Genomic DNA, 23,425 nt, shown 5'->3' on the forward strand with positions numbered 1-23,425 from the left:
ACTTTTCATCGTGACCCGAAGTTCTCCGCTGGATTCTTGGGAGCGGATGGAGCAGCAGCCGGCATATTCGAGATGCCGATCTGCTTCTCATCTTATTGAAAAACAAATAGTGTAATGGTAAGATAAAACTTAAAGTAATTCGGGCTTTGTATACGGATGGATCCTGTCCTTCTTGTCTAAAGGGCAGTTTTATAAGTGGTAAATCACGACATTACTGAAACAGCAATTAGAAGGAGTTTGAATAATTTGACTATAACGTTTCAAGATTTTAATTTAAGTTCTGATCTCATGAAAGCAATTAATCGTATGGGATTTGAAGAAGCAACACCGATTCAGGCACAAACGATACCGCTCGGACTTTCAAATAAAGACGTCATTGGACAAGCGCAAACAGGTACAGGTAAAACAGCTGCGTTTGGTATACCCCTTGTTGAAAAAATTAACCCCGAGTCTCCTAATATTCAAGCAATCGTAATCGCGCCAACCCGTGAATTAGCCATTCAAGTATCTGAAGAATTGTATAAAATCGGACAAGATAAACGTGCGAAGGTTCTTCCTATTTACGGCGGACAGGATATTGGACGGCAAATCCGGGCGTTAAAGAAGAATCCGAATATTATTGTCGGAACACCTGGCCGTCTTCTTGACCACATCAACCGCCGCACCATTCGTTTAAACAACGTAAATACCGTTGTAATGGATGAAGCGGATGAAATGCTGAACATGGGATTCATTGACGATATTGAATCTATCCTTTCAAACGTGCCAAGCGAGCATCAGACACTTCTGTTCTCTGCCACAATGCCTGCGCCGATCAAACGCATTGCAGAGCGCTTCATGACTGAGCCGGAACACGTAAAAGTAAAAGCGAAAGAAATGACGGTTTCTAACATTCAGCAGTTCTATTTGGAAGTGCAAGAACGCAAAAAATTCGATACACTGACTCGTCTTCTTGACATTCAGTCTCCTGAGCTTGCGATCGTATTCGGACGTACAAAACGCCGTGTCGATGAACTGGCTGAAGCTCTGAACCTTCGCGGATATGCAGCTGAAGGTATTCACGGTGACTTAACGCAGGCGAAACGTATGGTTGCGCTTCGTAAATTTAAAGAAGGCGCAATCGAAGTTCTAGTCGCAACTGATGTTGCCGCTCGCGGACTTGATATCTCAGGTGTTACACACGTATACAACTTCGACGTGCCTCAAGATCCTGAAAGCTACGTTCACCGTATCGGAAGAACGGGCCGTGCAGGAAAAACAGGTATGGCGATGACGTTCATTACACCGCGTGAGAAAAGCATGCTTCGCGCAATTGAACAAACAACAAAACGCAAAATGGACCGCATGAAGGAGCCTACACTTGATGAAGCGTTAGAAGGCCAGCAGCAGGTTACTGTTGAACGTCTTCGCACAACAATCAGTGAAAACAACCTGAACTTCTACATGACAGCGGCAGCTGAGCTGCTTGAAGATCATGATGCAGTAACAGTGGTTGCGGCGGCTATCAAAATGGCTACAAAAGAGCCAGACGACACACCGGTTCGCTTAACAGACGAAGCGCCGATGGTCAGCAAACGCTACAAGAACCAGCGCTCTTCTAAACGCAGAGACGGTCAAGGCGGCGGCTACCGCGGCGGAAAAGGGAAAAGCAACAACCGTTCTTCCTACGATAAAAAGCGTTCAAACGATCGCCGTTCTTCAGGTGACAGACGCCAGAAAAAATCTTACTAATTTGATCGATTCAGAGCCCAAAACATGATGTTTTGGGCTTTTTTATGTTCGCGATTTGTTATTCAGCAAATTTTCAGCTGACGGAAGCCATTTTTCTCTGTATGCTTAAGAATGAAACCTTTCTGTAAAAGAGACGTATAAATAACGACGAAAAAAAGGGAGGTAGGTATTTTTGAGAGAGCAGCCAAAAAACCAAATCAGTCCAGACGGATTAAAGGTTTGGCGACTTCAAGAGATCATCATATCCGCTGTTTGCTTACTTATTGTCATTGCAGTTGCAGTGTTAAGCTATTATTTTGATTGGCCGTACTGGATCAGCGGCGTGCTCGGCGCGGTTTGGCTGCTGGGATCGATTGTGACGGTCTTTATCATTCCGAAGGTCCGTCATAAGGTGTGGCGATATGAAGTCCATGAACATGAAATAGATATTCAGTCAGGTATTTTTGTGGTAACACGTGTGATTGTTCCGATGGTCAGAGTTCAGCACGTCGATACGTCACAAGGGCCATTATTAAAAAAATACAACCTGGCAACGGTGAAAATTTCCACGGCCGCGACCGTTCATTCGATCCCCGCTTTAGAGATGGAGGAAGCGGATCGGCTGAGAGACTCCATTTCCCGTCTGGCGAGGGTGACTGATGATGATGTCTGAACCGAAACGCCTGCACCCCGCAGCAGTCATTTTGAATTTATGCCATACCATTATTCAAACGATAAAAAATATCATTCTGCCATTCTTTTTTGTGTATATTGTCAATTCAAACCATACTGTCCGTTTTTACGGAGCCATTGCGCTCGGTGTGCTATTCATCTGGCTTGTAGCGGCAAGCATTATCAAATGGAGAAGGTTTACCTATCGAATTGAAGATGATGAATTTAGAATCGAAGAAGGCTTATTTGTTACGAAAAAGCGATACATATCGATTGATCGGATTCAAACGATGAATACGAGCGCAGGCCTTGTCCAGCAAATCTTTAAGCTTGTGAAGCTGCAAATTGAAACAGCAGGCGGAGGCAAGGAGGCAGAAGCCGTTCTTTCTGCTATTTCTGTTGAAGAAGCGGAACGCATCAAAGAAGCTGTCTTTAAGAAAAAAGCGCAAAGACGAGAAAATGAACTTGATGAAGAACGGCTTGAAGCTGAAGAGGAGTTGGTTCCGGCCGTTGAGGTGCAAGAGCACTATCGCATGAACGCGAAAGAATTGCTCATGGCCGCTTCTACCTCCGGCGGAATCGGAGTCATTATCTCCGCTGTATTTGCACTTATTTCCCAGCTTGATGAAGTGCTGCCAATGGATTGGTTATTCGATAAGTTTTCCTTCCTTCAGCACGCCAGCATCGGTATTTACGCGGTACTGATTTTTATCGGTTTATTTATCGCCTGGATTTTCAGCATCACGGGCATGATGTTTAGATACGCGAACTTTCAAATCATAAAAAAAGAGCAGGAACTGGTAATTTCAAGGGGAATTATTGAAAAACATCAAGTCACGATTCCATTGCGAAAAATACAAGCCATTAAAATCAAAGAAAATATCATTCGCCAGCTTTTCGGCTTTGTAACGGTGTCCATCGTCAGCGCAGGAGGCGGCGACCGGGAAAAAGAAGAAGGCGCTTTGACCATTCTCTTTCCAATGATTCATAAAAAAAAGCTTCCGCACATGCTCCGAACATTTACACCGGAATATACGCTGGAAGAAAACTGCCGCCGCCTGCCGCGGCGCGCGTTGAAACGTTATTTGTTCCGTTCTGTCATTTTTTCACTCTTTTTGATCATCCCGTTATGTATCTTCTTTCAGCCATGGGGCTATCTGTCAGTGATCCTGCTGCCGATAGAATTGTTCTTCGGCTATCTCGCGTATAAAGAGGCTGCATGGACGATCAACGGGGACCGTCTTCAGCTGACGTCTAGATTTATAGGCAGAACAACCGCCATTGTACTGAAAAAACGAATGCAGGTCTGCAAGTTCAGCCAATCCTATTTCCAAAAGAAAGGCCGCTTGTATACCATTTCTACTTCGGTGAAATCATCGAGCCATATGGAAGAATTAACGGTGAGGGATGTAGGTGAAGAGGATGCAGCCTTCATTTTAAAGTGGTACTCATATGAAAAAGCGGACGGTTAATACCGCCGCTCCAGCGTGTCGACAAACCCTCGCATTCGTTGTCAGGACTGCGCTTCGGTGCTCACGAATTAGAACATTCGCTCCGCTCCTATGCTCGTCCTTCCTAGACTTCAAGGGTTTTCAATCACGCTGAAAAGATGACAAAATCCTAAAATGAAAACCATTTTAGGATTTTGTCAACAATCTGAAGCGACGGTTAATACCGCCGCTCTTTTTTTTGCACGAATAAAAACGAAAGAAGAAGCCCGCCGCATAGTCCAAACAGATGGGCCATCATGTTAATATTGGAGTTGATAAACGACATGAGAACGGCAAATGCGAGCAGTGTGATGATCATTTTGGAATGCTCCTGCCCTATTAGTTCATTGCGAAAAAGAACCATAAACAGGTACACGCCGAATAGCCCGAAAATGGCGCCTGAAGCACCGACATGCACGTAATCAAGCGGCTCTGTAACATAAGTGCCGATATTGCCGATGATGCCGGAGCCGGCGTATACAAGAAGAAAACGCGCTTTTCCCAGCATGCGTTCCAAAGCCGGGGCAAATAAAAAGATGGACATGGAATTAAACAGCAGATGTGTGAAACCGGCGTGCAGCAAAATCGGTGTGATCAGCCGCCACCATTCACCGTTTGCGACACCTAGATTATAGCCTGTGACGGTATCCCTCCATAACACGACTGAATGGGCAGGAAGTGAAAAAAACAGCCAGAGAACAGCTTGCAAAGCCAATATAAAGGTGACAACGGGGTAAAGCCTGATAAACGTTTGAAAATTTTCAGTCCGTATAAACATTCCGAGCCCCTTTTCTTCATTTTGGTATATCTATAGTAACACGTTTATGAGACAAACCATTTAAATAGTACGTAGGCAAAGGAGGTTATCATACATGATTTACGGCATTGGGCTGGACATTACCGAGCTTAAACGCATCGCCTCTATGGCTGGGCGCCAGAAAAGGTTTGCCGAGCGGATTTTGACGCGAAGCGAGCTTGACCAATACTATGAGCTTTCAGAGAAAAGAAAAATCGAATTTCTCGCGGGCAGATTCGCGGCAAAAGAAGCTTTCTCTAAAGCATTTGGCACCGGCATTGGGAGGCAGCTCAGCTTTCAGGACATTGAAATTAGGAAAGACCAAAATGGCAAGCCCTATATCATTTGCACGAAACTGAGCCAAGCCGCCGTTCACGTATCGATCACTCATACAAAAGAATACGCTGCCGCGCAGGTTGTGATTGAAAGGTTGTCAAGCTAGTCTGCATATTAGGGAAACCCCACTCATATATTTGATAGTGCATTAAGGGAGACAAGTTGTTTGAGGCTTTTATGGTACGCATCTGTTCTGCCTAAACGTGTACCGAGCGTACCGTTAAAGTCAAACAAGCGATTTCTTCCTTTTACATCAATTGAGAAAAAGGGGTTGAAAAAGGTGAGAAAAAGCTTTGTTTTGCTTTTAACGGGACTGCTTGCTGTTCTTATTCTTTCTGCCTGCGGGCAAAAAACACAGCAAGATATTGTGGCCGGGTTAGATGAAAAGGCGAAAGAATACACCTCGTACAAAGCAAAAGCGAAAATGACCATCGAGACAGGGAGTGAGCCTCAAGTATACAATGTGGAAATCTGGCACAAAAAGCCGTCTCTGTACAGGGTTTATTTAGAAAATCCGAAAAAGGACCAAAACCAAGTCATTTTACGAAATGAAAACGGAGTATTCGTTCTCACGCCGTCTTTAAATAAGAGCTTCAGATTTCAAAGCGATTGGCCGAACAACAGCAGCCAGGTTTATCTGTTTGAATCGCTCGTAAAGGATGTTCAAAACGATTCGGATGCAGTTTTCACAGCGAAAGAAAAGAAATACGTATTCGAAACAAAAACAAATTATCAGCATAACAAAATGCTGCCCACGCAAGAAATCACATTTAACAAAAAAGATATGAGCCCGTCATCTGTCAAAGTGATGGATACTGACCGGAAAGTGATGGTCAAAGTAGAATTCAGCAGCTTTGAATTTAATAAACAATTTGATAAAGAATCATTTGACGAAAAGAAAAATATGACCCTTTCTCAAATGGATGTTGCCACAAGCGCAAAGCCTTCCGATACATTCGCGGTCAAAACGCCGCTGGAACTGCCGCTTGGCGTCAAGCTGCTTGAAGAAAAAGATATATCTACTGAAGACGGGAAGCGCATCATCATGACGTACGGAGGAGAAAAATCATTTACGTTAATTCAGGAAAAAGCCCAGATTGCGAAGGCTTCCTCCTCCGTTACGCTGAACGGCGAACCGGTAAATCTCGGCTACACCATCGGCGCCCTGTCGGATGCATCATTATCATGGACATATGACGGCGTAGATTACCTTCTCTCTTCTAAAGATCTTTCTAAAGAGGAAATGGTGACAGTAGCGAAAAGCATGCAGGGACAATCATCGAAATAACCGCCAAAGGCCAAACATGATTTGGCCTTTTTTTCGTTAGACATCGTTTCCCTTTAGCCTTTAATTTTAGTATGATATGTAAATGATATTGAATAAAAGCTAGGAAGTGTCGTAATGAGCACAAAACCTTTTTACAGAGATACGTGGGCGGAAATTGACTTGTCCGCAATAAAGGAAAATGTCAGCAATATGAAAAAACATATCGGTGAACATGTCCACCTGATGGCAGTTGTGAAAGCAAACGCCTACGGGCATGGTGATGCAGAAACAGCAAAGGCTGCTCTTGACGCAGGTGCTTCATGCCTGGCCGTGGCCATTTTGGATGAAGCGATTTCACTGCGCAAAAAGGGATTGAAGGCGCCTATATTGGTGCTTGGCGCGGTTCCCCCAGAGTATGTGGCAATCGCTGCTGAGTATGACGTGACCTTAACAGGTTATTCTGTTGAATGGCTTCAGGAGGCAGCCCGCCACACGAAAAAAGGTTCTCTTCATTTTCATCTGAAGGTCGATACGGGGATGAACAGGCTTGGTGTAAAAACAGAGGAAGAAGTTCAGAACGTGATGGCCATTCTTGACCGCAACCCTCGTTTAAAGTGCAAAGGGGTATTTACCCATTTTGCGACAGCGGATGAAAAAGAAAGAGGCTATTTCTTAATGCAGTTTGAGCGCTTTAAAGAGCTGATTGCTCCGCTGCCGTTAAAGAATCTGATGGTCCACTGCGCGAACAGCGCCGCCGGTCTCCGGCTGAAAAAAGGCTTTTTTAATGCAGTCAGATTCGGCATCGGCATGTATGGCCTTCGCCCGTCTGCTGACATTTCGGACGAGATACCGTTTCAGCTGCGTCCGGCATTTACCCTGCATTCGACGCTGTCACATGTCAAACTGATCAGAAAAGGCGAGAGCGTCAGCTACGGAGCCGAGTACACAGCAGAAAAAGATACATGGATCGGGACGGTGCCTGTAGGCTATGCGGACGGCTGGCTCCGAAAATTGAAAGGGACCGACATCCTTGTGAAGGGAAAACGCCTGAAAATTGCCGGCCGAATTTGCATGGACCAATTTATGGTGGAGCTGGATCAGGAATATCCGCCGGGCACAAAAGTCACATTAATAGGCCGGCAGGGGGATGAATGTATTTCCATGGATGAGATTGCAGGAAGGCTTGAAACCATTAACTATGAGGTGGCCTGTACAATAAGTTCCCGTGTTCCCCGTATGTTTTTGGAAAATGGGAGTATAATGGAAGTAAGAAATCCTTTATTGCAGGTAAATACAAGCAATTAACTTACCTAAATGGAGAATTCATAAAACAGCTTTGCTTGAAGAGTGAATAATGGTATCATTATCACTGGATGGATAAAAGAGTCGTATCCGTAAGTTTGGTGGAGGTGTATGTTTTTTGTCTGAATCCAGCGCAAGAACCGAAATGAAAATCAGCTTGCCCGAAAACCTAGTAGCTGAATTGGATGGTGTAGCGATGCGGGAGAAACGAAGCAGAAACGAACTGATATCACAAGCAGTGAGAGCGTATGTCAGCGAACGAACAACTCGTCACAACCGTGATTTGATGAGACGCGGCTATATGGAAATGGCGAAAATCAACCTGAATATTTCTTCTGAGGCTCACTTTGCGGAGTGCGAGGCTGAAACGACAGTTGAGCGCTTAGTCAGCGGAGGATAATCATTTGATTGTGAAACGCGGCGATGTTTATTTTGCTGATTTATCTCCTGTTGTTGGCTCAGAGCAAGGCGGGGTGCGCCCGGTTTTAGTGATCCAAAATGACATCGGAAATCGCTTCAGCCCAACTGCTATTGTTGCAGCCATAACAGCACAAATACAGAAAGCGAAATTACCAACCCACGTCGAAATCGATGCAAAACGCTACGGTTTTGAAAGAGATTCCGTTATTTTGCTGGAGCAAATTCGGACGATTGACAAGCAAAGGTTAACGGATAAGATTACTCATCTGGATGATGAAATGATGGATAAGGTTGATGAAGCCTTACAAATCAGTTTGGCACTCATTGATTTTTAGACATATTTGCAGGTTGCTCAAATAGAGCAACTTTTTTTGTTTTCAAAAAACATAAACGATATAATAGTGAAATAACGAAAAAATATGTTGTTTTTTATTGGGAGGTAAGCGAATTTGATGTCGAATCAGACTGTATACCAGTTCATTGCCGAAAATCAAAATGAACTGCTCCAACTGTGGACTGACACACTAAAAGAATTAAGCGAGCAAGAATCCTATCAGCTGACTGACCAAGTGTATGAAAATATATCTAAAGAATATATCGACATTCTGCTGCTGTCTGTTAAGGACGAAAACGCTGCTGAAAGCCAAATCAGCGAACTGGCGCTTCGAGCGGTCCAAATCGGACTGTCTATGAAGTTTTTGGCTACTGCACTTGCTGAATTCTGGAAGCGTCTCTACACGAAAATGAATGATAAGAGATTGCCAGATCAAGAGAGCACGGAATTAATCTGGCAGATTGATCGCTTTTTCAGCCCGATTAACACAGAAATTTTTAATCAATACTCAATCTCATGGGAAAAAACAGTATCCCTGCAAAAAATCGCGCTGCAAGAGCTGTCTGCGCCGCTTATCCCGGTGTTTGAAAATATCACTGTGATGCCTCTTGTCGGAACAATTGATACCGAACGCGCGAAACGAATTATGGAAAACCTTCTTAATGGCGTCGTCAAACACCGTTCCCAAGTCGTGCTGATTGACATTACAGGTGTCCCTGTCGTCGATACGATGGTTGCCCATCATATTATTCAGGCATCAGAAGCAGTAAGGCTTGTCGGAGCAAAATGCCTGCTGGCCGGAATCCGCCCGGAAATTGCTCAAACCATTGTCAATTTGGGGATTGATTTATCCCAAGTTATAACTAAGAATACCCTGCAAAAAGGAATTCAAACAGCATTGGAAATGACGGATCGAAAAATCGTTTCATTGGGGGAATAACATTTTGAGACATCCGAAAATCCCGATCTTGAAACTGTATAATTGCTTATTAGTGTCCATTCAATGGGAACTTGATGACCAGACAGCATTAACTTTTCAAGAAGACTTATTAAATAAAATATACGAAACAGGTGCTAACGGAGTCGTCATTGACCTGACATCTGTGGATATGATTGATTCATTTATCGCGAAAGTGCTGGGCGACGTCATTACAATGTCTAAGTTAATGGGGGCAAAAGTTGTCTTGACCGGCATTCAGCCCGCTGTGGCAGTGACGCTGATTGAACTTGGAATCGCACTTGAGGAAATCGAAACTGCGCTCGACTTAGAGCAGGGGCTTGAGACATTGAAGCGGGAATTGGGGGAATAGCGAATGAACGACCAATCCTGTGTAAGAATCATGACAGAATGGGATATTGTGGCCGCCAGACAGTTGGGACGAAACGTTGCGAAAGAACTGGGTTTCGGCACGGTAGACCAGGCTAGAATTACAACGGCTATTTCAGAATTAGCCAGGAATATTTATTTATATGCCGGCAAAGGGCAGATTGGAATTGAACAGGTCGCAGACAGAGGAAAAAAAGGCCTGAAAATTATAGCGGAAGACCAAGGGCCGGGAATTCCTGATATCCGAAAAGTCATGGAAGACGGGTTTTCAACGTCTGGAGGACTTGGTGCGGGACTTCCCGGGGTCAAAAGGCTGATGGATGAATTCAGCTTAAATTCCGTAGCGGGGGAAGGAACAGAGATACAAGCCATCAAATGGCTTCGGTAGGAGGTAAGAACGTGGATTTTAGGGAGGTTATTGAGCAGCGGTATCATCAGCTGCTTAGTCGATATATAGCCGAATTAACAGAAACATCTTTATATCAAGCCCAAAAATTCAGCCGAAAAACAATCGAGCACCAAATTCCTCCGGAAGAAATCATCAGCATTCACAGAAAAGTGCTGAAGGAGCTGTATCCAAGTCTCCCGGAAGATGTGTTTCATTCGCTGGATTTTTTAATAGAAGTCATGATTGGCTATGGAATGGCTTATCAGGAGCATCAAACCCTTAGAGGGATACAGCAGGAAATCAAATCAGAAATTGAAATCGCGGCAAATGTCCAGCAGACGCTGCTCGGAACTAAAGTTCCTCAGGAAGAAGCGCTGGATATCGGCGCCATCAGTGTTCCCGCTAAACAGATGAGCGGTGATTACTACCACTTTGTCAAAGACAAGGAATCCATCAATATCGCAATCGCCGACGTGATCGGAAAAGGCATTCCAGCGGCTTTATGCATGTCCATGATTAAATACGCGATGGACTCTTTGCCGGAAACGGGCATACACCCTTCTCAAGTGCTGAAAAATTTGAATCGTGTTGTTGAACAAAACGTTGATGCCAGTATGTTTATTACGATGTTTTATGCGAATTACAATATGGACAAGCATCAATTTACATATGCTTCAGCGGGACATGAACCGGGATTCTATTATTCTCAAAAAGACAACACGTTTTACGATTTAGAGGCCAAAGGACTCGTTCTCGGCATCTCGCAGGACTATGACTATAAACAATTCGATCAGCATCTGGAAAAGGGCGATATGATTGTTTTATTTTCTGACGGCGTCACAGAATGCAGAACGGAAAACGGTTTCTTGGAGCGTCCTGATCTGCAGAAGCTCATTGAGGAACATATGTGTTCCTCCGCGCAGGAAATGGTCAAAAACATTTATGACAGCCTCCTCAAATTGCAGGATTTTCAGCTTCACGATGATTTTACGTTAATTGTTTTGCGGAGAAAGGTTTAACGTCTGTCAGACCAGGGTATAAAGCAACTAGTGATTTGAAGGAAAATTTGAGGTGATACGAATGAATATAAATGTTGATGTGAAGCAAAACGAGAATGATATACAAGTAAACATTGCAGGAGAAATTGATGTATACTCAGCCCCGGTGCTTAGAGAGAAGCTCGTTCCTCTGGCAGAACAAGGAGCTGACTTAAGAATTTGCCTGAAAGATGTCAGCTACATGGACAGTACCGGATTGGGCGTTTTTGTAGGGACCTTTAAAATGGTGAAAAAACAAGGCGGTTCGCTGAAACTTGAAAATCTTTCTGAACGGCTGATCCGACTGTTTGACATTACAGGCTTGAAGGACATCATTGATATTTCTGCAAAGTCAGAAGGTGGAGTGCAATGAAGAATAACGCTGATTACATCGAAATGAAAGTGCCGGCCCAACCTGAATATGTGGGAATTATAAGACTGACACTGTCAGGGGTCGCAAGCAGAATGGGCTATACGTACGATGAAATTGAAGATTTGAAAATCGCAGTCAGCGAGGCGTGCACAAATGCGGTCCAGCACGCTTATAAAGAAGATAAAAATGGGGAAGTGTCAATACGATTCGGTGTGTTTGAAGACCGTTTAGAGGTTATTGTGGCGGATGAAGGAGACAGCTTTGACTTTGATCAAAAGCAGCAGGATCTAGGGCCGTACACACCTTCGCACACAGTTGATCAATTATCAGAAGGAGGGCTCGGTCTATATTTAATGGAAACGCTCATGGATGAAGTCAGAGTGCAAAACCACTCCGGCGTCACCGTAGCGATGACAAAGTATTTAAATGGGGAGCGAGTTGATCATGACACAACCATCAAAAACTACGAAACTAACTAAAGATGAAGTCGATCGGCTCATAAGCGATTACCAAACAAAGCAAGATGAACAGGCGCAGGAAACGCTTGTGCGGGTGTATACAAATCTGGTTGACATGCTTGCGAAAAAATATTCAAAAGGCAAAAGCTTCCACGAGGATCTCCGCCAGGTCGGCATGATCGGGCTGCTAGGCGCGATTAAGCGATACGATCCTGTTGTCGGCAAATCATTTGAAGCTTTTGCAATTCCGACAATCATCGGTGAAATTAAACGTTTCCTCAGAGATAAAACATGGAGCGTTCATGTGCCGAGACGAATTAAAGAACTGGGTCCAAGAATCAAAATGGCGGTTGATCAGCTGACCACTGAAACACAAAGATCGCCGAAAGTGGAAGAGATTGCCGAATTCCTCGATGTTTCTGAAGAAGAGGTTCTTGAAACGATGGAAATGGGCAAAAGCTACCAAGCCTTATCCGTTGACCACAGCATTGAAGCGGATTCGGACGGAAGCACCGTCACGATTCTTGATATCGTCGGATCACAGGAGGACGGATATGAGCGGGTCAACCAGCAATTGATGCTGCAAAGCGTGCTTCATGTCCTTTCAGACCGTGAAAAACAAATCATAGACCTTACGTATATACAAAACAAAAGCCAAAAAGAAACTGGGGACATTCTCGGTATATCTCAAATGCACGTCTCGCGCTTGCAACGCAAAGCTGTGAAGAAGCTCAGAGAGGCCTTGATTGAAGATCCCTCGATGGAGTTAATGTAATGATCCAGGTTGAAGAAAACGAGCATATTCAAACTCTAGTATATCAACTGAATAAAGAAGGGAAATCGATTTGCGGTGACAGCTTTTTTATGAAAGCTGATGATAAGGAGTTAATTTGCGCGGTTGCTGACGGACTGGGAAGTGGATCACTTGCTAACGAATCCTCTGCAGCCATCAAAGACTTAGTGGAAAACTATGCGAGTGAAGACGTAGAAAGCATTATCGAACGCTGTAATCAGGCGATGAAAAACAAAAGAGGCGCTACAGCATCTATCCTGAAAATCAATTTTGAGCAAAGGCAGTTTACGTACTGCTCTGTCGGAAATGTACGGTTTATTCTGCATTCCCCGTCTGGTGAAAGCTTTTATCCTCTGCCGATTTCGGGCTATTTATCAGGCAAGCCGCAAAAATACAAAACGCACACCGCCACCTATGAAAAGGGTTCAAAGTTCATTATACATACAGATGGACTCAACGTACCTGATATCCGCTCCCATTTGAAAAAAGGCCAATCGGTAGAAGAAATATCGAATTCGCTGAAAATGTATACGACATCGAGAAAAGATGACCTGACCTATATTCTCGGACAGCTGTCCTAGAGAATAAGAACAAGAAGAAGCCGGAATGCCGGCTTCTTTTTTTTGCGGTTGACTATTAATAAGTGCGCTTATTATAATTAATAAGTGAACTTATCATTCTGGGAGCTTATGGGATGTGGAATTATGAATACACAGCGATAGCTGATGTGGATGTGGGAAAACCTGGAACTGTTATCAGGAAACAGAAACAATGGATCAATGGGAGACGGGTATTGCATCAGATTCTTTGAAAGGACAATTTCAAAATGGAACGGAAGGAACATTGCTTCTGCAAGGAAAAACAATTCTCTTATGGCTTGAGCATGTGGAGAAACATCGGGCGTTTTCTGTCATGGTCAACATGCCCGCATAGCAATGTAATAATGGAGTTTTTTCACGTGCTTCAAAAGCAAAAAGAAGATTTGTGTATCACATATGGAATTGTATTAGAAGGCGCTGAAGCAAAAAAGTGGGGAGAAATCATTGGGACTGAACTGTCTAAAGACATGCCGACGGCTGTCAGCAGGCTTGTCCATCTTTACGGAGGAGTGATAAAATGAACACAAATTACTGGATCGGCGTTGTGTCAGAGCAGCATGTATTAAAAGGCGCTGCCGGCGGTTTTGCACAGCTGTGCCATGGAAAAAAAGCCCCGCTCGCCAAAATGAAAGAGGGAGATTGGCTGATTTATTATTCTCCGAGAGACGCATATCCAGACGGCAAACTGCTGCGAAGCTTTACTGCGATCGGCAAAGTAAAAAGCGGAAACATCTATCCGTATCAAATGGCTCCGAATTTTATTCCATACCGATTAGATATAGACTATTATCCATGCCATAAAATCGGTTTTTACGACATTAAATCAAAGCTTGAATTTGTTCAGGAAACCAAGCATCTTGGCTTTTTATTTCGCAGAGGACACTTTGAAATAAGCAAAAAAGATTTTTTGACAATAGCACAAGCGATGGGAGTTAACATAAGTGGAATGGCACTCTAAATTTAGCGGTCCGAACACAAGCCCGGGCTTTTTATTATGGCAGGCCACGCAAAGCTGGCAGCGGAAAGTAGGAAAAGCATTGGCTGAGTTTGACCTGACCCACGTTCAATTTGTTCTGCTGACCTCGTGCAAGTATATGATTGCTCACGGAGAAACCGTCACGCAAAAAAAACTTGCAAGCTTCAGCCAGACCAATATCATGATGGTTTCGGAGGTTGTGCGGACGCTTGAGAAAAAAGGATTTATCGAAAGAAGCAAAAATCCCCAGGATAAAAGAGAGGTCCTCCTGTCTCTTACAGAAATAGGAGGAGAAAAAGTAACAGCGGCTTTGCCAATTGTTGAGAAGATTGATCAAGCCTTCTTTGCAGCTGCGATGAAAAAAGAGAATTTTCTGAGCGGCTTACAGGAACTATTGAAACATGAGTAAAGATACGGGCAGCGCCAGCTGTCTTTTTTTATGTGTTTTTTTCGGTTTTTGATACACTAGAGAAAGAACGACAAAATTGGAGGCTTTGGTTACATGGAAACGTCAGCCCTTTTAAAACAGCAAATTGCGAAAGAAATAGGTTTATCACAAAAACACGTTGAAAGTGTCATCCGCCTGCTTGAGGACGGCAATACAGTCCCGTTTATTGCCCGGTATCGAAAAGAGCAGACGGGTTCAATGGATGAGGTTCAGATTCAGACGATTTCTGAACGCTGGCAATACATACAAAACCTGAATCAGCGAAAAGAAGAAGTCATCAGGCTGATTGCAGAGCAGGATAAACTGACAGATAATCTAAAACGTAAAATCGAGCAATCGGTGAAGCTTCAGGAAGTGGAAGACCTTTACCGCCCTTATAAACAAAAACGTAAAACAAAGGCGACAGTCGCCAAAAGCAAAGGCCTTGAGCCGCTTGCCGACTATATCCTGACACTTCCCCAAGATGATCATCTGGCAGCAACTGCAGACCAATACATCAGCGAAGAAAAAGAAGTGTTCACACGAGAAGAAGCGATTGAAGGCGCCAAGCACATTATTGCGGAACAAATCTCAGACGAGCCGACCTTCAGAAAGTGGATTCGCCAGGAAACCTTCAAAAGAGGAACCATTAAGTCTGCAGCCGGAAAGTCGGCAGACACCGATGAGAAAAATGTGTATGAAATGTATTACGAGTATGAAGAGCCAATTGCAAAAGTTGTTCCGCATAGGGTGCTGGCAATGAACCGCGGCGAAAAAGAAGATATTTTAAAGGTAGCGATCGAACCGCCTGCGGATCACATTAAGGCGTATTTAGAAAAACAAATCATCAAAAATCGCTCAACATCCGTAAAAGAGATTTTGCAGGAGACAATTGAAGACAGCTATAAAAGGCTGATCCAGCCGGCAATCGAGCGTGAAATCAGGAAAGAGCTCTCAGAAAAAGCTGATGAACAGGCGATTCATATTTTCTCAGAGAACTTGAGAAAGCTTCTTTTGCAGCCGCCGATGAAAGGCAAAACCGTTCTCGGTGTTGACCCAGCCTTTCGAACTGGCTGTAAGCTCGCTGTGTCAGATGAGACCGGAAAAGTCTTGAAAATTGATGTGATCTATCCGCATGCGCCAGTCAACAAAACAAAAGAAGCCCATGAAAAAGTGAAAAAGATTCTTGAGCAGTATCAAGTCGAGATGGTGGCGATCGGAAACGGCACAGCATCCAGAGAAACAGAACAATTCATCGTCAATGTACTCAAAGACATGCCGCGCAAAATTTATTATGTGATCGTCAATGAAGCGGGAGCAAGCGTCTATTCGGCTTCTGAGCTTGCCAGAGAAGAATTCCCTGACCTTAAGGTTGAAGAGCGCAGTGCCGTATCTATTGCTCGGAGACTTCAAGACCCGCTCGCGGAGCTCGTTAAGATCGATCCGAAGTCTGTTGGTGTCGGACAGTATCAGCATGACGTCAGCCAAAAACGCTTAAATGAATCTCTGCGGTTTGTCGTCGAAACTGTCGTAAACCAGGTTGGAGTAAACGTCAACACAGCCTCCGCCGCGCTGCTTCAATATGTAGCTGGATTATCGAAGTCTGTAGCAGGCAACGTTGTCAAAAAACGCGAGGAAATCGGAAAGTTTTCAAATCGAAAAGAACTGAAGGACATCCCAAGGCTCGGTGCGAAAACCTATGAACAATGTATCGGTTTCTTAAGAGTGCAGGAAGGGACAGAGCCTTTGGATAGAACAGGCATCCACCCGGAAAGCTATAAAGAAACAAAAGCACTTTTGAAAAAACTCGGACTTTCAACAGAACATATCGGCACGGCGGAATTGAAGGACAAAATCAATCAGCTGGCGCTCTCTGAAACGGCAAAAGAGCTGGGAATCGGCGAAATCACTCTGAAAGACATTTGTGAACAGCTGACAAGGCCGGAACGCGATCCACGCGATGAGGTGCCTAAGCCTTTGCTGAAAACAGACGTCCTTCAGCTGGAAGATTTGAAAGAGGGAATGGAACTGCAGGGCACCGTGCGCAATGTAGTGGACTTCGGAGCGTTTGTTGATATCGGAGTCAAACAAGACGGGCTTGTGCATATCTCAAAATTGAGCAATCAATTCGTCAAGCATCCTCTTGATGTCGTATCTGTCGGCGATATTGTGACAGTTTGGGTTGACGGCGTAGATGTACAAAAAGGCAGAGTATCGCTGTCTATGGTAAAATAAAAGCACTGCTTACGAGCAGTGTTTTTTCCTATAGAAATACCAGCATTGATTCAGCAGTTTAATTTGGTAATTATCTTTTTCAAGGAACGCTTTTTGCATCTGCTTTTTAAGCCAATTTGGCATAGGCTCATTCCTCCTCAGCTTTTATCATAAGAGGGACGGTGATTACCATATTGTATGCGAACGGTGAATTGTCCCGTTCAATGTTTTTTAAGTGAGGTGCACTATGGATAATATAGAGCTTCAAAAGCTGACAGAGGATATTTCTAAAACGTATTTTAAAAAGCCGTTCCGCCATCAGGCGCTTTTTAATGACAGGCTTAAAACCACTGGCGGCAGGTACCTGTTAACCTCCCATAACATTGAATTGAACAGAAAATATCTGATTGAACACGGCAGGGAGGAGCTGATCGGCATTATCAAGCACGAGCTCTGCCATTATCACCTCCACCTTGAAGGAAAAGGGTACAAGCACAGAGACAGAGATTTTAGAATGCTTTTGCAGCAGGTCAACGCGCCGAGGTTCTGTACACCCCTTAAGAAAAAAGCGGAAAACAAAAAAACTTATATGTATATCTGTACGGCCTGCGGCCAACAGTATATAAAGAAGCGCGCCATGAACCCTGACAGATACAGGTGCGGAAAATGCCGCGGGAAAATAAAAAGAATTTTTTCGTGAAAAAGGTTGACGAATATGGCAAGCCTATGTTACATTATAAAAGTCGTTACGAGAGATAAATAAAAATATTTACCTCTTGACACTGTAAATCAAGGCTGATATAATAAGTCTTGTCTCATTATTCCACAGTAGCTCAGTGGTAGAGCTATCGGCTGTTAACCGATCGGTCGCAGGTTCGAATCCTGCCTGTGGAGCCATATTGGAGAAGTACTCAAGTGGCTGAAGAGGCGCCCCTGCTAAGGGTGTAGGTCGCGTAAGCGGCGCGAGGGTTCAAATCCCTCCTTCTCCGCCATAAGATTTCGATATAAGTTCTCAACCATCGGCCCGTTGGTCAAGCGGTTAAGACACCGCCCTTTCACGGCGGTAACACGGGTTCGAATCCCGTACGGGTCATTCCATTTCGTTGGGCTATAGCCAAGCGGTAAGGCAACGGACTTTGACTCCGTCATGCGTTGGTTCGAATCCAGCTAGCCCAGCCATTTTTATTTTTGAAATCTAATAGTAAGAGCCATTAGCTCAGTTGGTAGAGCATCTGACTTTTAATCAGAGGGTCGAAGGTTCGAGTCCTTCATGGCTCACCATTTGTCTTTTTGCGGGTGTGGCGGAATTGGCAGACGCGCTAGACTTAGGATCTAGTGTCTTACGACGTGGGGGTTCGAGTCCCTTCACCCGCACTTTATTTACAAAGTGCACGCAAATCTGTTTTACTAGGTTAAGAGCCTACTAAACCAGCATAACACAATTTAATGATCACGCGGTCGTGGCGGAATGGCAGACGCGCTAGGTTGAGGGCCTAGTGGGTGAATAACCCGTGGAGGTTCAAGTCCTCTCGGCCGCATCAATGATACCAAGGGTTGTAGACCTTTGGTATTTTTTTATGCTCTCTTTTAATTTTAAGGTTTACTCCTTTTTACCCACTTGTTATAATAATGCATCCAGCTTATCAGCAGTTTCTTTTTGTTTATTGGAAAAGAGATGCAAGAAAAATCAGTTGTTGTTCTGATGGGAGCATGTCCAAGTCGTTCTTTTATTGTGATATAATCTTCTCTTTGATCAATTAACAATTTGACATGGGAATACTTTAGCTGTGAAGTCAGGTTGGTTAAACTCCTTCTCAATTTAAGAACCGCTACTATAAAATCATGTGAATAGCAAAGAGGGACTTGTTTATTAAAGAGAGAATGTTAAGGGAACGAATAGGAAAACATCTATTCATTTGATAGGTAATTATGAAAAAAGAGATTATCTTAATTACTGAGTAATAGGAAAATATATGATGTAAATATATGTCAATGAGCTATATGGAATGGTTCCAAGTTACGATGCGATTGTCGTCCATATAAGGTCACTAAAATTAGAGAAAGTCTATACAAACTTTAAAAAGGGTTCAAAGGCGATTGTGTAAAGTTTAAAATCTTTTTGTGGGGAGATCTTTTGCGTTTTCCACCCGTACTTGTTTATTTAGCTTTCTATCCCCCCTAAACTAGATATTCTTAGTCCAATATTGATAAAAAGAATGGGCGATCTTCCTCTATAACTTCCTTAAACGGACACCATTCTCGTAACTCTACCTTCTATCAGTCGCGTTCCCAATAACCTGGTTAGATGAGCAGGTTATTTTATTTCAACTGATGAATTAATGAAGCTGTACTTTGCTCTCTTTTTTTCTTTTGAATAGATTGCACAGAGTAAAACCTATACCATTAACCCCTGCATATGGTAGCAATTCACTTTTCTGCTCCATATTCATACACCTTGGTCTAACTACGGTTACTTTGGTACGCCTCCAAACCTCTGATCTAATTTGCACGATATAACCTAAATAAAAAGGGCTATAAAGAAGCTGCCCTTTAAAATTTTAAGGACAGCAAGATGATATAAACTTCACTATAAATTAACAAATAAACAAACTTATGTTACTTCTGCCTAAACAGCCAATACTCACATTGGATTGAATTTTATTACTCTTAGGTATATCGGTGTCATAAAGTTTCTGAAGTGAAAGAACTTTTTTCATAATGCTATACCTCCAGTTTATTCATTAGATTGTGAAATAGTAAAAACCTAATGGAAATCTTCATTAAAAACCACCTATGGAAGTACAAGCGTATAGACTTACTGAGCTGCCTTGACCACCCTCACAAATAAAAATACTGAGAACTGACTTTTTATCAGGGCTGTCACTTTTTTTCGTTGATAATTTTTGAAGTGACAAAATTTTATCAGACATTATAACACCTCCTTTTTGATTATGATTTTGTAAAAAAAGTGAAAATTTTCACTTTTCTCCATTGTAATATTTCCCATAGGGTATTACAATATAAATAACTTAAATTGCCTAAAAAAGAAAAAAAAGAAATAGAAAGGTAATGAGTCATGGATAATATATGTAAACTTAGTTTTCAATTAGGAAAATCAAAAGTGAATTCATTAGGTAGCGCATCTATTATCATATACAAAGATGAATTCTTTGTTGCTACTGCAGCTCATTGCCTATACGATGTAGGCAGTAATGAAATAGCTAAAAACATATCAATAGAAGTAGAGAACTGTGGAATGAAAGAATCATATGATGTACTAAATATAGTAATACCTGAAAAATGGATTAGTACTCATAGGTTAACTTATGACTATGCTTTTGGATGGATTAAATTGCCTGAAAGCATGAGGAATGTTGCTTTTATTCCTAACTTTGATTTAAGTGGGATGATAGAAGAGCATAATAAAGCGGTTACATTAGCAGGCTACCCAATTTCATTTTTTAAATCTCAGAAGAAATACTCTAAAGGAGATTTAGATTTAACTCTTTTTAAAGAAGAGCAGCTTATTGGAATGAGATCCAAACTTAAACATGGGATATCTGGCGGTCCTTGGTTTTTTGAAAGTGATAATGAAAAATTCCAGATTGGTGTTACATCTGCAAGAATTAAAAGTTTCAAAAATAAGGTTTGGGCGTCTATTTGGACTAAAGATACAGAAAGAATACTAAACAAGTTATTGACAAGTGAGATGCAAGAAAAAATTATTCTAGCCTAAAGTGAGGGATTTTGATGGATTTAAGATATGTTGAGTTTTTGAGCCCAGGCAATTTATTTTATGAATTGGTAACACCGAATAAAATAGTAAACAATTATCGTATCCCAAACTTAAATTCTGAAGAGTGGAAACAAAACACGGATATTAATTGGAGTTATTGTATTAACACAAAGAAAAAGATGCCCAAACAAGGATGGAAAATACATATCACTACAGATATTGATGAGGCACAAAAGACTTTAGATATTGTCCTTCCATATCTCATTGAAAATGAAATATCCTTTAAATTTGTTCCTAATGAAAGGCAATTATTATTCAAAAACTCTAAAAACGGAGACAGAGCATCTTCGGGTAAATTCATTACAATCTATCCTTACGATAACAAGACTTTTCTAACATTACTTTCAGATTTAGATAATCTGACTAAAGCTTTAAAAAAAGGTCCTTATATATTGAATGATAAACGCTGGAAGTATTCAAATGTCTTCTTTCGTTATGGAGCATTTGTATCTATGTATGTGAATAAAGATGGACAAAATGTTCCAGCAATTCAGCGACCTGATGGCACATTAATTCCAGATGTCCGTGCTCCATATTATGAAGTTCCTGACTTTGTTGAAGAACCTGTTGAAATACAAATCATGACTAAAAAAGTTGATGCAGAACTTGATAAAGAAGACACATCGAAGTTTGATTCATACAATGTTATTTCTGCACTGCATTTTAGCAATGGTGGTGGAGTATATAAAGTTGAAAAAAACGGGAAAACGTTTGTTATGAAAGAAGGAAGACTTGGTTCAGGTTTGGATCGGTTGAAACTAGATGGTTTTAAACGAATTTATAAAGAGGCTGAAACAATAAAGCAATTAAGTGAGAAGCCTTACATAGTTGATTTTTACGATTACTTTGAGATTTGGGAAAATAACTATTTGATTGAAGAACATGTATCAGGAATTTCTCTTATGGAATATGTATCTCAAAACTTTCCGTTTTCATATAAAGAAGATAAAGATATTTATATGGAACGCATGATGCATGTGATAGATCAGTTGATTGATGCTTTAAAAGATCTTCATAGAAGTAAGATTGCACTCGGAGATTTACAGCCAAATAATGTATTGGTATTAGAGGATTACTCAATCAAATTAATAGACCTAGAAACTGCTGTAACTCCCGAAAGCAAATACATCCCCGCCTTAATGACTCCTGGTTACGTTACGGATCAAGCAGAAACTTTTGAGCAAGCAGATTGGTATGCATTACTTAGAATTTGCAGGTTTTTATTTTTACCGATAGAAAATTTATCTGATCTGTCAATTGATATTGAAATAAATCAAGATAAATGGATTGGAGAGAATTTTGGGGATGCAGTTTTAAATAAAATTCAAGAAATTCAAGAGAAGACATTACCAACCATCAAGAAATTAAGTGAAGCTGCTACTTTAACAATTCCACCAATGAAAATAAACTACAAGAATGTTAATGAGATAACTGAAGGTTTGCGAGCTGGAATTATGAGTCATTTAAAACCTAAGTCAGAAAGTTTAATATCCGGAGATATCAGGCAATTCATTGAAAAAATGGGCAGTCTATCAATCGCTAATGGAGGATTTGGTGGAATAATGGCCTTGGATAGAACAGGGACTCTATCCGATTCAGTTTATCAATGGGTTGATCATGTATTGGAGACAATATTGAATTTAGACACGGAAACATATAAAAATTTCCCGCTCGGTTTATTTAATGGTATCTCAGGCATATTGTCCGTTTTATACGATATTGGATATAAAGAAGAAGCAATTAAACTGTTAGAGACAATGCCTTTGCCAGATACTGAAGATTCAGATTTAACACTGTTTTCCGGATTATCGGGAATTGGATTAAACTACCTTGCCTTTTATAGCATTACTCAGAAAAAAGGCTTTCTAGATCGCTCTATAAAAATAGGAAATAGAATAATAGATGCCTATAAAGAAGACTGCTCCATCACTGTAAGGGATCCTTATGCAATGCCGTATGGCTTGTTAAATGGCTGGTCTGGAATCAGCTTGTATATTCTAATGTTAGGCAAGGCGACAAATGACAATGACTTAATAAAGCTGGCTAGCGAAATTTTCAATAAAGAAATAAGCAAAAACATTGAAATTGATTCTAAATTAGAATTAGCACAAATAAAAGAATATTCATTGGGCTATAAAAGGTTGATACCATATCTTGGTGAAGGTGCAGCTGGGATTGCATTAATTATGCTTGAATTCAATAAAAATCTTCCTGATTTTATGACAGAAAGTAATACTGAACTATTCAAAAAACTAACTAATGTTACAGACTTATATAGCACATTTGCAAGTGGCATCTTTCGAGGTGTGGGAGGAATGATTATTCTTGCGAATGCAATGAAATGTGAAGGGGTAAATACAGGCTCATTAGAATATACCATTAAAGCACTCGGGAATTATCTCCTGTATAAGAAACAAGAAGGAATTTTAAGTCCAGGAGAGTATGGTTACCGACTATCTTTAGACTTACAAACAGGAAACAGCGGATTACTACTTGCTCTTTCTGATATAGATAGTGATAAATGGAATAGTTGGTTACCGTTACCTAAAAACAATAATCTGAATCTCTTTGAAATAGACAAGTTCATTAAAGGAGGTGAAACAAATGAAAAAGCTATTATCTCTTCAGCACAAAGCACTTGATAAAGAGGTTACTCTATTAAAAGGCAAGTCATCAGTAAGCTTAGGCTGCGATAAGATCAGTACAGTTA

General features: G+C 41.8%; 28 protein-coding genes, 7 tRNA genes and 1 pseudogene. 32 read left to right on the forward strand and 4 right to left on the reverse strand.

What is annotated here, in order from left to right; all coding sequences use genetic code 11:
• Positions 1 to 246: 246 nt before the first annotated feature.
• From cshA to MKX71_RS02575, 3 genes are all read left to right on the forward strand, one after another.
• On the forward strand, positions 247 to 1,731 hold the full coding sequence (gene cshA / locus MKX71_RS02565) for an ATP-dependent RNA helicase CshA (protein ID WP_003246685.1): 1,485 nt from the start codon (positions 247 to 249) through the stop codon (positions 1,729 to 1,731).
• Positions 1,732 to 1,903: 172 nt separating this feature from the next.
• Positions 1,904 to 2,383, forward strand: coding sequence for a PH domain-containing protein (locus tag MKX71_RS02570; protein ID WP_087614318.1), 480 nt, complete (start codon positions 1,904 to 1,906; stop codon positions 2,381 to 2,383).
• The gene (locus MKX71_RS02575; RefSeq protein WP_151262009.1) at positions 2,373 to 3,854 is read left to right on the forward strand and encodes a PH domain-containing protein; all 1,482 of its coding nucleotides are present in this window, start codon (positions 2,373 to 2,375) and stop codon (positions 3,852 to 3,854) included. Before MKX71_RS02570 ends, MKX71_RS02575 begins: the two co-directional genes overlap by 11 nt.
• 196 nt (positions 3,855 to 4,050) lie before the next feature.
• Here the strand turns inward: MKX71_RS02575 and MKX71_RS02580 are convergent, their stop codons facing one another.
• Positions 4,051 to 4,650 carry a rhomboid family intramembrane serine protease gene (locus MKX71_RS02580; protein ID WP_032722928.1) on the reverse strand — a complete coding sequence of 200 codons (600 nt, stop codon included), beginning with the start codon at positions 4,648 to 4,650 and terminating at the stop codon, positions 4,051 to 4,053.
• A gap of 94 nt (positions 4,651 to 4,744) precedes the next feature.
• Between MKX71_RS02580 and acpS the strand changes: the two genes are divergently transcribed.
• The 19 genes from acpS (at position 4,745) to MKX71_RS02675 (ending at position 16,940) form a co-directional block, all read left to right on the forward strand.
• Positions 4,745 to 5,110: a holo-ACP synthase gene (gene acpS / locus MKX71_RS02585; RefSeq protein WP_015252768.1), complete on the forward strand. Its 366-nt coding sequence runs from the start codon at positions 4,745 to 4,747 to the stop codon at positions 5,108 to 5,110.
• A gap of 165 nt (positions 5,111 to 5,275) precedes the next feature.
• Positions 5,276 to 6,292: an outer membrane lipoprotein carrier protein LolA gene (locus MKX71_RS02590; RefSeq protein WP_003234282.1), complete on the forward strand. Its 1,017-nt coding sequence runs from the start codon at positions 5,276 to 5,278 to the stop codon at positions 6,290 to 6,292.
• Between the two features lie 114 nt (positions 6,293 to 6,406).
• On the forward strand, positions 6,407 to 7,576 hold the full coding sequence (alr, locus tag MKX71_RS02595; RefSeq protein ID WP_032722929.1) for an alanine racemase: 1,170 nt from the start codon (positions 6,407 to 6,409) through the stop codon (positions 7,574 to 7,576).
• 115 nt (positions 7,577 to 7,691) lie between these two features.
• Positions 7,692 to 7,973 (forward strand): type II toxin-antitoxin system antitoxin EndoAI, encoded by a 282-nt coding sequence (gene endB / locus MKX71_RS02600; protein WP_003225183.1) that lies wholly within the window; start codon positions 7,692 to 7,694, stop codon positions 7,971 to 7,973.
• A 4-nt stretch (positions 7,974 to 7,977) separates the two neighbouring features.
• On the forward strand, positions 7,978 to 8,328 hold the full coding sequence (gene ndoA, locus MKX71_RS02605) for a type II toxin-antitoxin system endoribonuclease NdoA (protein ID WP_003156187.1): 351 nt from the start codon (positions 7,978 to 7,980) through the stop codon (positions 8,326 to 8,328).
• Positions 8,329 to 8,442: 114 nt separating this feature from the next.
• Positions 8,443 to 9,267 carry an RsbT co-antagonist protein RsbRA gene (rsbRA, locus tag MKX71_RS02610; protein WP_009966610.1) on the forward strand — a complete coding sequence of 275 codons (825 nt, stop codon included), beginning with the start codon at positions 8,443 to 8,445 and terminating at the stop codon, positions 9,265 to 9,267.
• 4 nt (positions 9,268 to 9,271) lie between these two features.
• The gene (gene rsbS, locus MKX71_RS02615) at positions 9,272 to 9,637 is read left to right on the forward strand and encodes an RsbT antagonist protein RsbS (RefSeq protein WP_003225190.1); all 366 of its coding nucleotides are present in this window, start codon (positions 9,272 to 9,274) and stop codon (positions 9,635 to 9,637) included.
• Positions 9,638 to 9,640: 3 nt separating this feature from the next.
• On the forward strand, positions 9,641 to 10,042 hold the full coding sequence (rsbT, locus tag MKX71_RS02620; RefSeq protein WP_003246640.1) for a serine/threonine-protein kinase RsbT: 402 nt from the start codon (positions 9,641 to 9,643) through the stop codon (positions 10,040 to 10,042).
• 11 nt (positions 10,043 to 10,053) lie between these two features.
• Complete coding sequence (gene rsbU / locus MKX71_RS02625) at positions 10,054 to 11,061, forward strand: phosphoserine phosphatase RsbU (RefSeq protein ID WP_003234295.1); 1,008 nt, start codon at positions 10,054 to 10,056, stop codon at positions 11,059 to 11,061.
• A 61-nt stretch (positions 11,062 to 11,122) separates the two neighbouring features.
• The gene (gene rsbV, locus MKX71_RS02630; RefSeq protein WP_003234298.1) at positions 11,123 to 11,452 is read left to right on the forward strand and encodes an anti-sigma factor antagonist RsbV; all 330 of its coding nucleotides are present in this window, start codon (positions 11,123 to 11,125) and stop codon (positions 11,450 to 11,452) included.
• Positions 11,449 to 11,931 carry an anti-sigma B factor RsbW gene (gene rsbW, locus MKX71_RS02635; RefSeq protein WP_003234299.1) on the forward strand — a complete coding sequence of 161 codons (483 nt, stop codon included), beginning with the start codon at positions 11,449 to 11,451 and terminating at the stop codon, positions 11,929 to 11,931. The genes rsbV and rsbW overlap by 4 nt, the downstream gene beginning before the upstream one ends.
• Positions 11,897 to 12,685, forward strand: a complete 789-nt coding sequence (gene sigB, locus MKX71_RS02640) for an RNA polymerase sigma factor SigB (RefSeq protein ID WP_003246715.1) — start codon at positions 11,897 to 11,899, stop codon at positions 12,683 to 12,685. The genes rsbW and sigB overlap by 35 nt, the downstream gene beginning before the upstream one ends.
• Positions 12,685 to 13,284: a phosphoserine phosphatase RsbX gene (gene rsbX, locus MKX71_RS02645; RefSeq protein WP_003246608.1), complete on the forward strand. Its 600-nt coding sequence runs from the start codon at positions 12,685 to 12,687 to the stop codon at positions 13,282 to 13,284. Before sigB ends, rsbX begins: the two co-directional genes overlap by 1 nt.
• Before the next feature lie 113 nt (positions 13,285 to 13,397).
• Entirely contained in the window at positions 13,398 to 13,514 is a 117-nt protein-coding gene (locus MKX71_RS02650; protein ID WP_003246539.1) for a hypothetical protein, read from the forward strand.
• Positions 13,475 to 13,636: a hypothetical protein gene (locus tag MKX71_RS02655; RefSeq protein WP_003246653.1), complete on the forward strand. Its 162-nt coding sequence runs from the start codon at positions 13,475 to 13,477 to the stop codon at positions 13,634 to 13,636. Before MKX71_RS02650 ends, MKX71_RS02655 begins: the two co-directional genes overlap by 40 nt.
• Entirely contained in the window at positions 13,587 to 13,823 is a 237-nt protein-coding gene (locus tag MKX71_RS02660) for a hypothetical protein (RefSeq protein WP_147797771.1), read from the forward strand. Before MKX71_RS02655 ends, MKX71_RS02660 begins: the two co-directional genes overlap by 50 nt.
• Positions 13,820 to 14,260 (forward strand): EVE domain-containing protein, encoded by a 441-nt coding sequence (locus MKX71_RS02665; RefSeq protein WP_003246529.1) that lies wholly within the window; start codon positions 13,820 to 13,822, stop codon positions 14,258 to 14,260. Before MKX71_RS02660 ends, MKX71_RS02665 begins: the two co-directional genes overlap by 4 nt.
• A complete protein-coding gene (locus MKX71_RS02670) occupies positions 14,244 to 14,687 on the forward strand; it encodes a MarR family transcriptional regulator (RefSeq protein WP_003246643.1) in 444 nt (147 codons plus the stop codon). Before MKX71_RS02665 ends, MKX71_RS02670 begins: the two co-directional genes overlap by 17 nt.
• Before the next feature lie 93 nt (positions 14,688 to 14,780).
• On the forward strand, positions 14,781 to 16,940 hold the full coding sequence (locus tag MKX71_RS02675) for a Tex family protein (RefSeq protein ID WP_339231705.1): 2,160 nt from the start codon (positions 14,781 to 14,783) through the stop codon (positions 16,938 to 16,940).
• Between the two features lie 9 nt (positions 16,941 to 16,949).
• On the opposite strand, the gene cmpA is transcribed toward MKX71_RS02675, so the two are convergent.
• Positions 16,950 to 17,063 (reverse strand): cortex morphogenetic protein CmpA, encoded by a 114-nt coding sequence (gene cmpA, locus MKX71_RS02680; RefSeq protein WP_003225207.1) that lies wholly within the window; start codon positions 17,061 to 17,063, stop codon positions 16,950 to 16,952.
• A 103-nt stretch (positions 17,064 to 17,166) separates the two neighbouring features.
• Between cmpA and MKX71_RS02685 the strand changes: the two genes are divergently transcribed.
• The 8 genes from MKX71_RS02685 (at position 17,167) to MKX71_RS02720 (ending at position 18,457) form a co-directional block, all read left to right on the forward strand.
• Positions 17,167 to 17,619 (forward strand): SprT family protein, encoded by a 453-nt coding sequence (locus MKX71_RS02685; protein ID WP_003234309.1) that lies wholly within the window; start codon positions 17,167 to 17,169, stop codon positions 17,617 to 17,619.
• Positions 17,620 to 17,741: 122 nt separating this feature from the next.
• Positions 17,742 to 17,816, forward strand: a tRNA-Asn gene (locus MKX71_RS02690).
• Between the two features lie 4 nt (positions 17,817 to 17,820).
• Positions 17,821 to 17,911: transfer RNA gene (locus MKX71_RS02695), tRNA-Ser, on the forward strand.
• A gap of 29 nt (positions 17,912 to 17,940) precedes the next feature.
• Positions 17,941 to 18,012 (forward strand) — tRNA-Glu (locus MKX71_RS02700).
• Between the two features lie 11 nt (positions 18,013 to 18,023).
• Positions 18,024 to 18,098 (forward strand) — tRNA-Gln (locus tag MKX71_RS02705).
• Between the two features lie 26 nt (positions 18,099 to 18,124).
• Positions 18,125 to 18,200, forward strand: a tRNA-Lys gene (locus MKX71_RS02710).
• A gap of 11 nt (positions 18,201 to 18,211) precedes the next feature.
• Positions 18,212 to 18,293: transfer RNA gene (locus MKX71_RS02715), tRNA-Leu, on the forward strand.
• An 80-nt stretch (positions 18,294 to 18,373) separates the two neighbouring features.
• A tRNA-Leu gene (locus MKX71_RS02720) sits at positions 18,374 to 18,457 on the forward strand.
• A gap of 83 nt (positions 18,458 to 18,540) precedes the next feature.
• Here MKX71_RS02720 and MKX71_RS02725 read toward each other — a convergent pair.
• Together MKX71_RS02725 and MKX71_RS02730 are read right to left on the reverse strand one after the other, a co-directional pair.
• Positions 18,541 to 18,701, reverse strand: a pseudogene (locus MKX71_RS02725) (site-specific integrase); the annotation flags it as partial.
• Between the two features lie 998 nt (positions 18,702 to 19,699).
• Positions 19,700 to 19,849, reverse strand: coding sequence for a hypothetical protein (locus MKX71_RS02730; protein WP_153801663.1), 150 nt, complete (start codon positions 19,847 to 19,849; stop codon positions 19,700 to 19,702).
• A gap of 191 nt (positions 19,850 to 20,040) precedes the next feature.
• Here MKX71_RS02730 and MKX71_RS02735 point away from each other — a divergent pair, with 191 nt between their 5' ends.
• A complete protein-coding gene (locus MKX71_RS02735) occupies positions 20,041 to 20,655 on the forward strand; it encodes a trypsin-like serine protease (RefSeq protein ID WP_224912735.1) in 615 nt (204 codons plus the stop codon).
• A 14-nt stretch (positions 20,656 to 20,669) separates the two neighbouring features.
• Positions 20,670 to 23,357 (forward strand): class III lanthionine synthetase LanKC, encoded by a 2,688-nt coding sequence (gene lanKC / locus MKX71_RS02740; RefSeq protein WP_339231706.1) that lies wholly within the window; start codon positions 20,670 to 20,672, stop codon positions 23,355 to 23,357.
• Positions 23,358 to 23,425: the final 68 nt, after the last annotated feature.

Origin of the sequence: Bacillus sp. FSL M8-0071, from assembly GCF_037975455.1 — a bacterium.
Classification (GTDB): Bacteria; Bacillota; Bacilli; order Bacillales; family Bacillaceae; genus Bacillus; species Bacillus subtilis.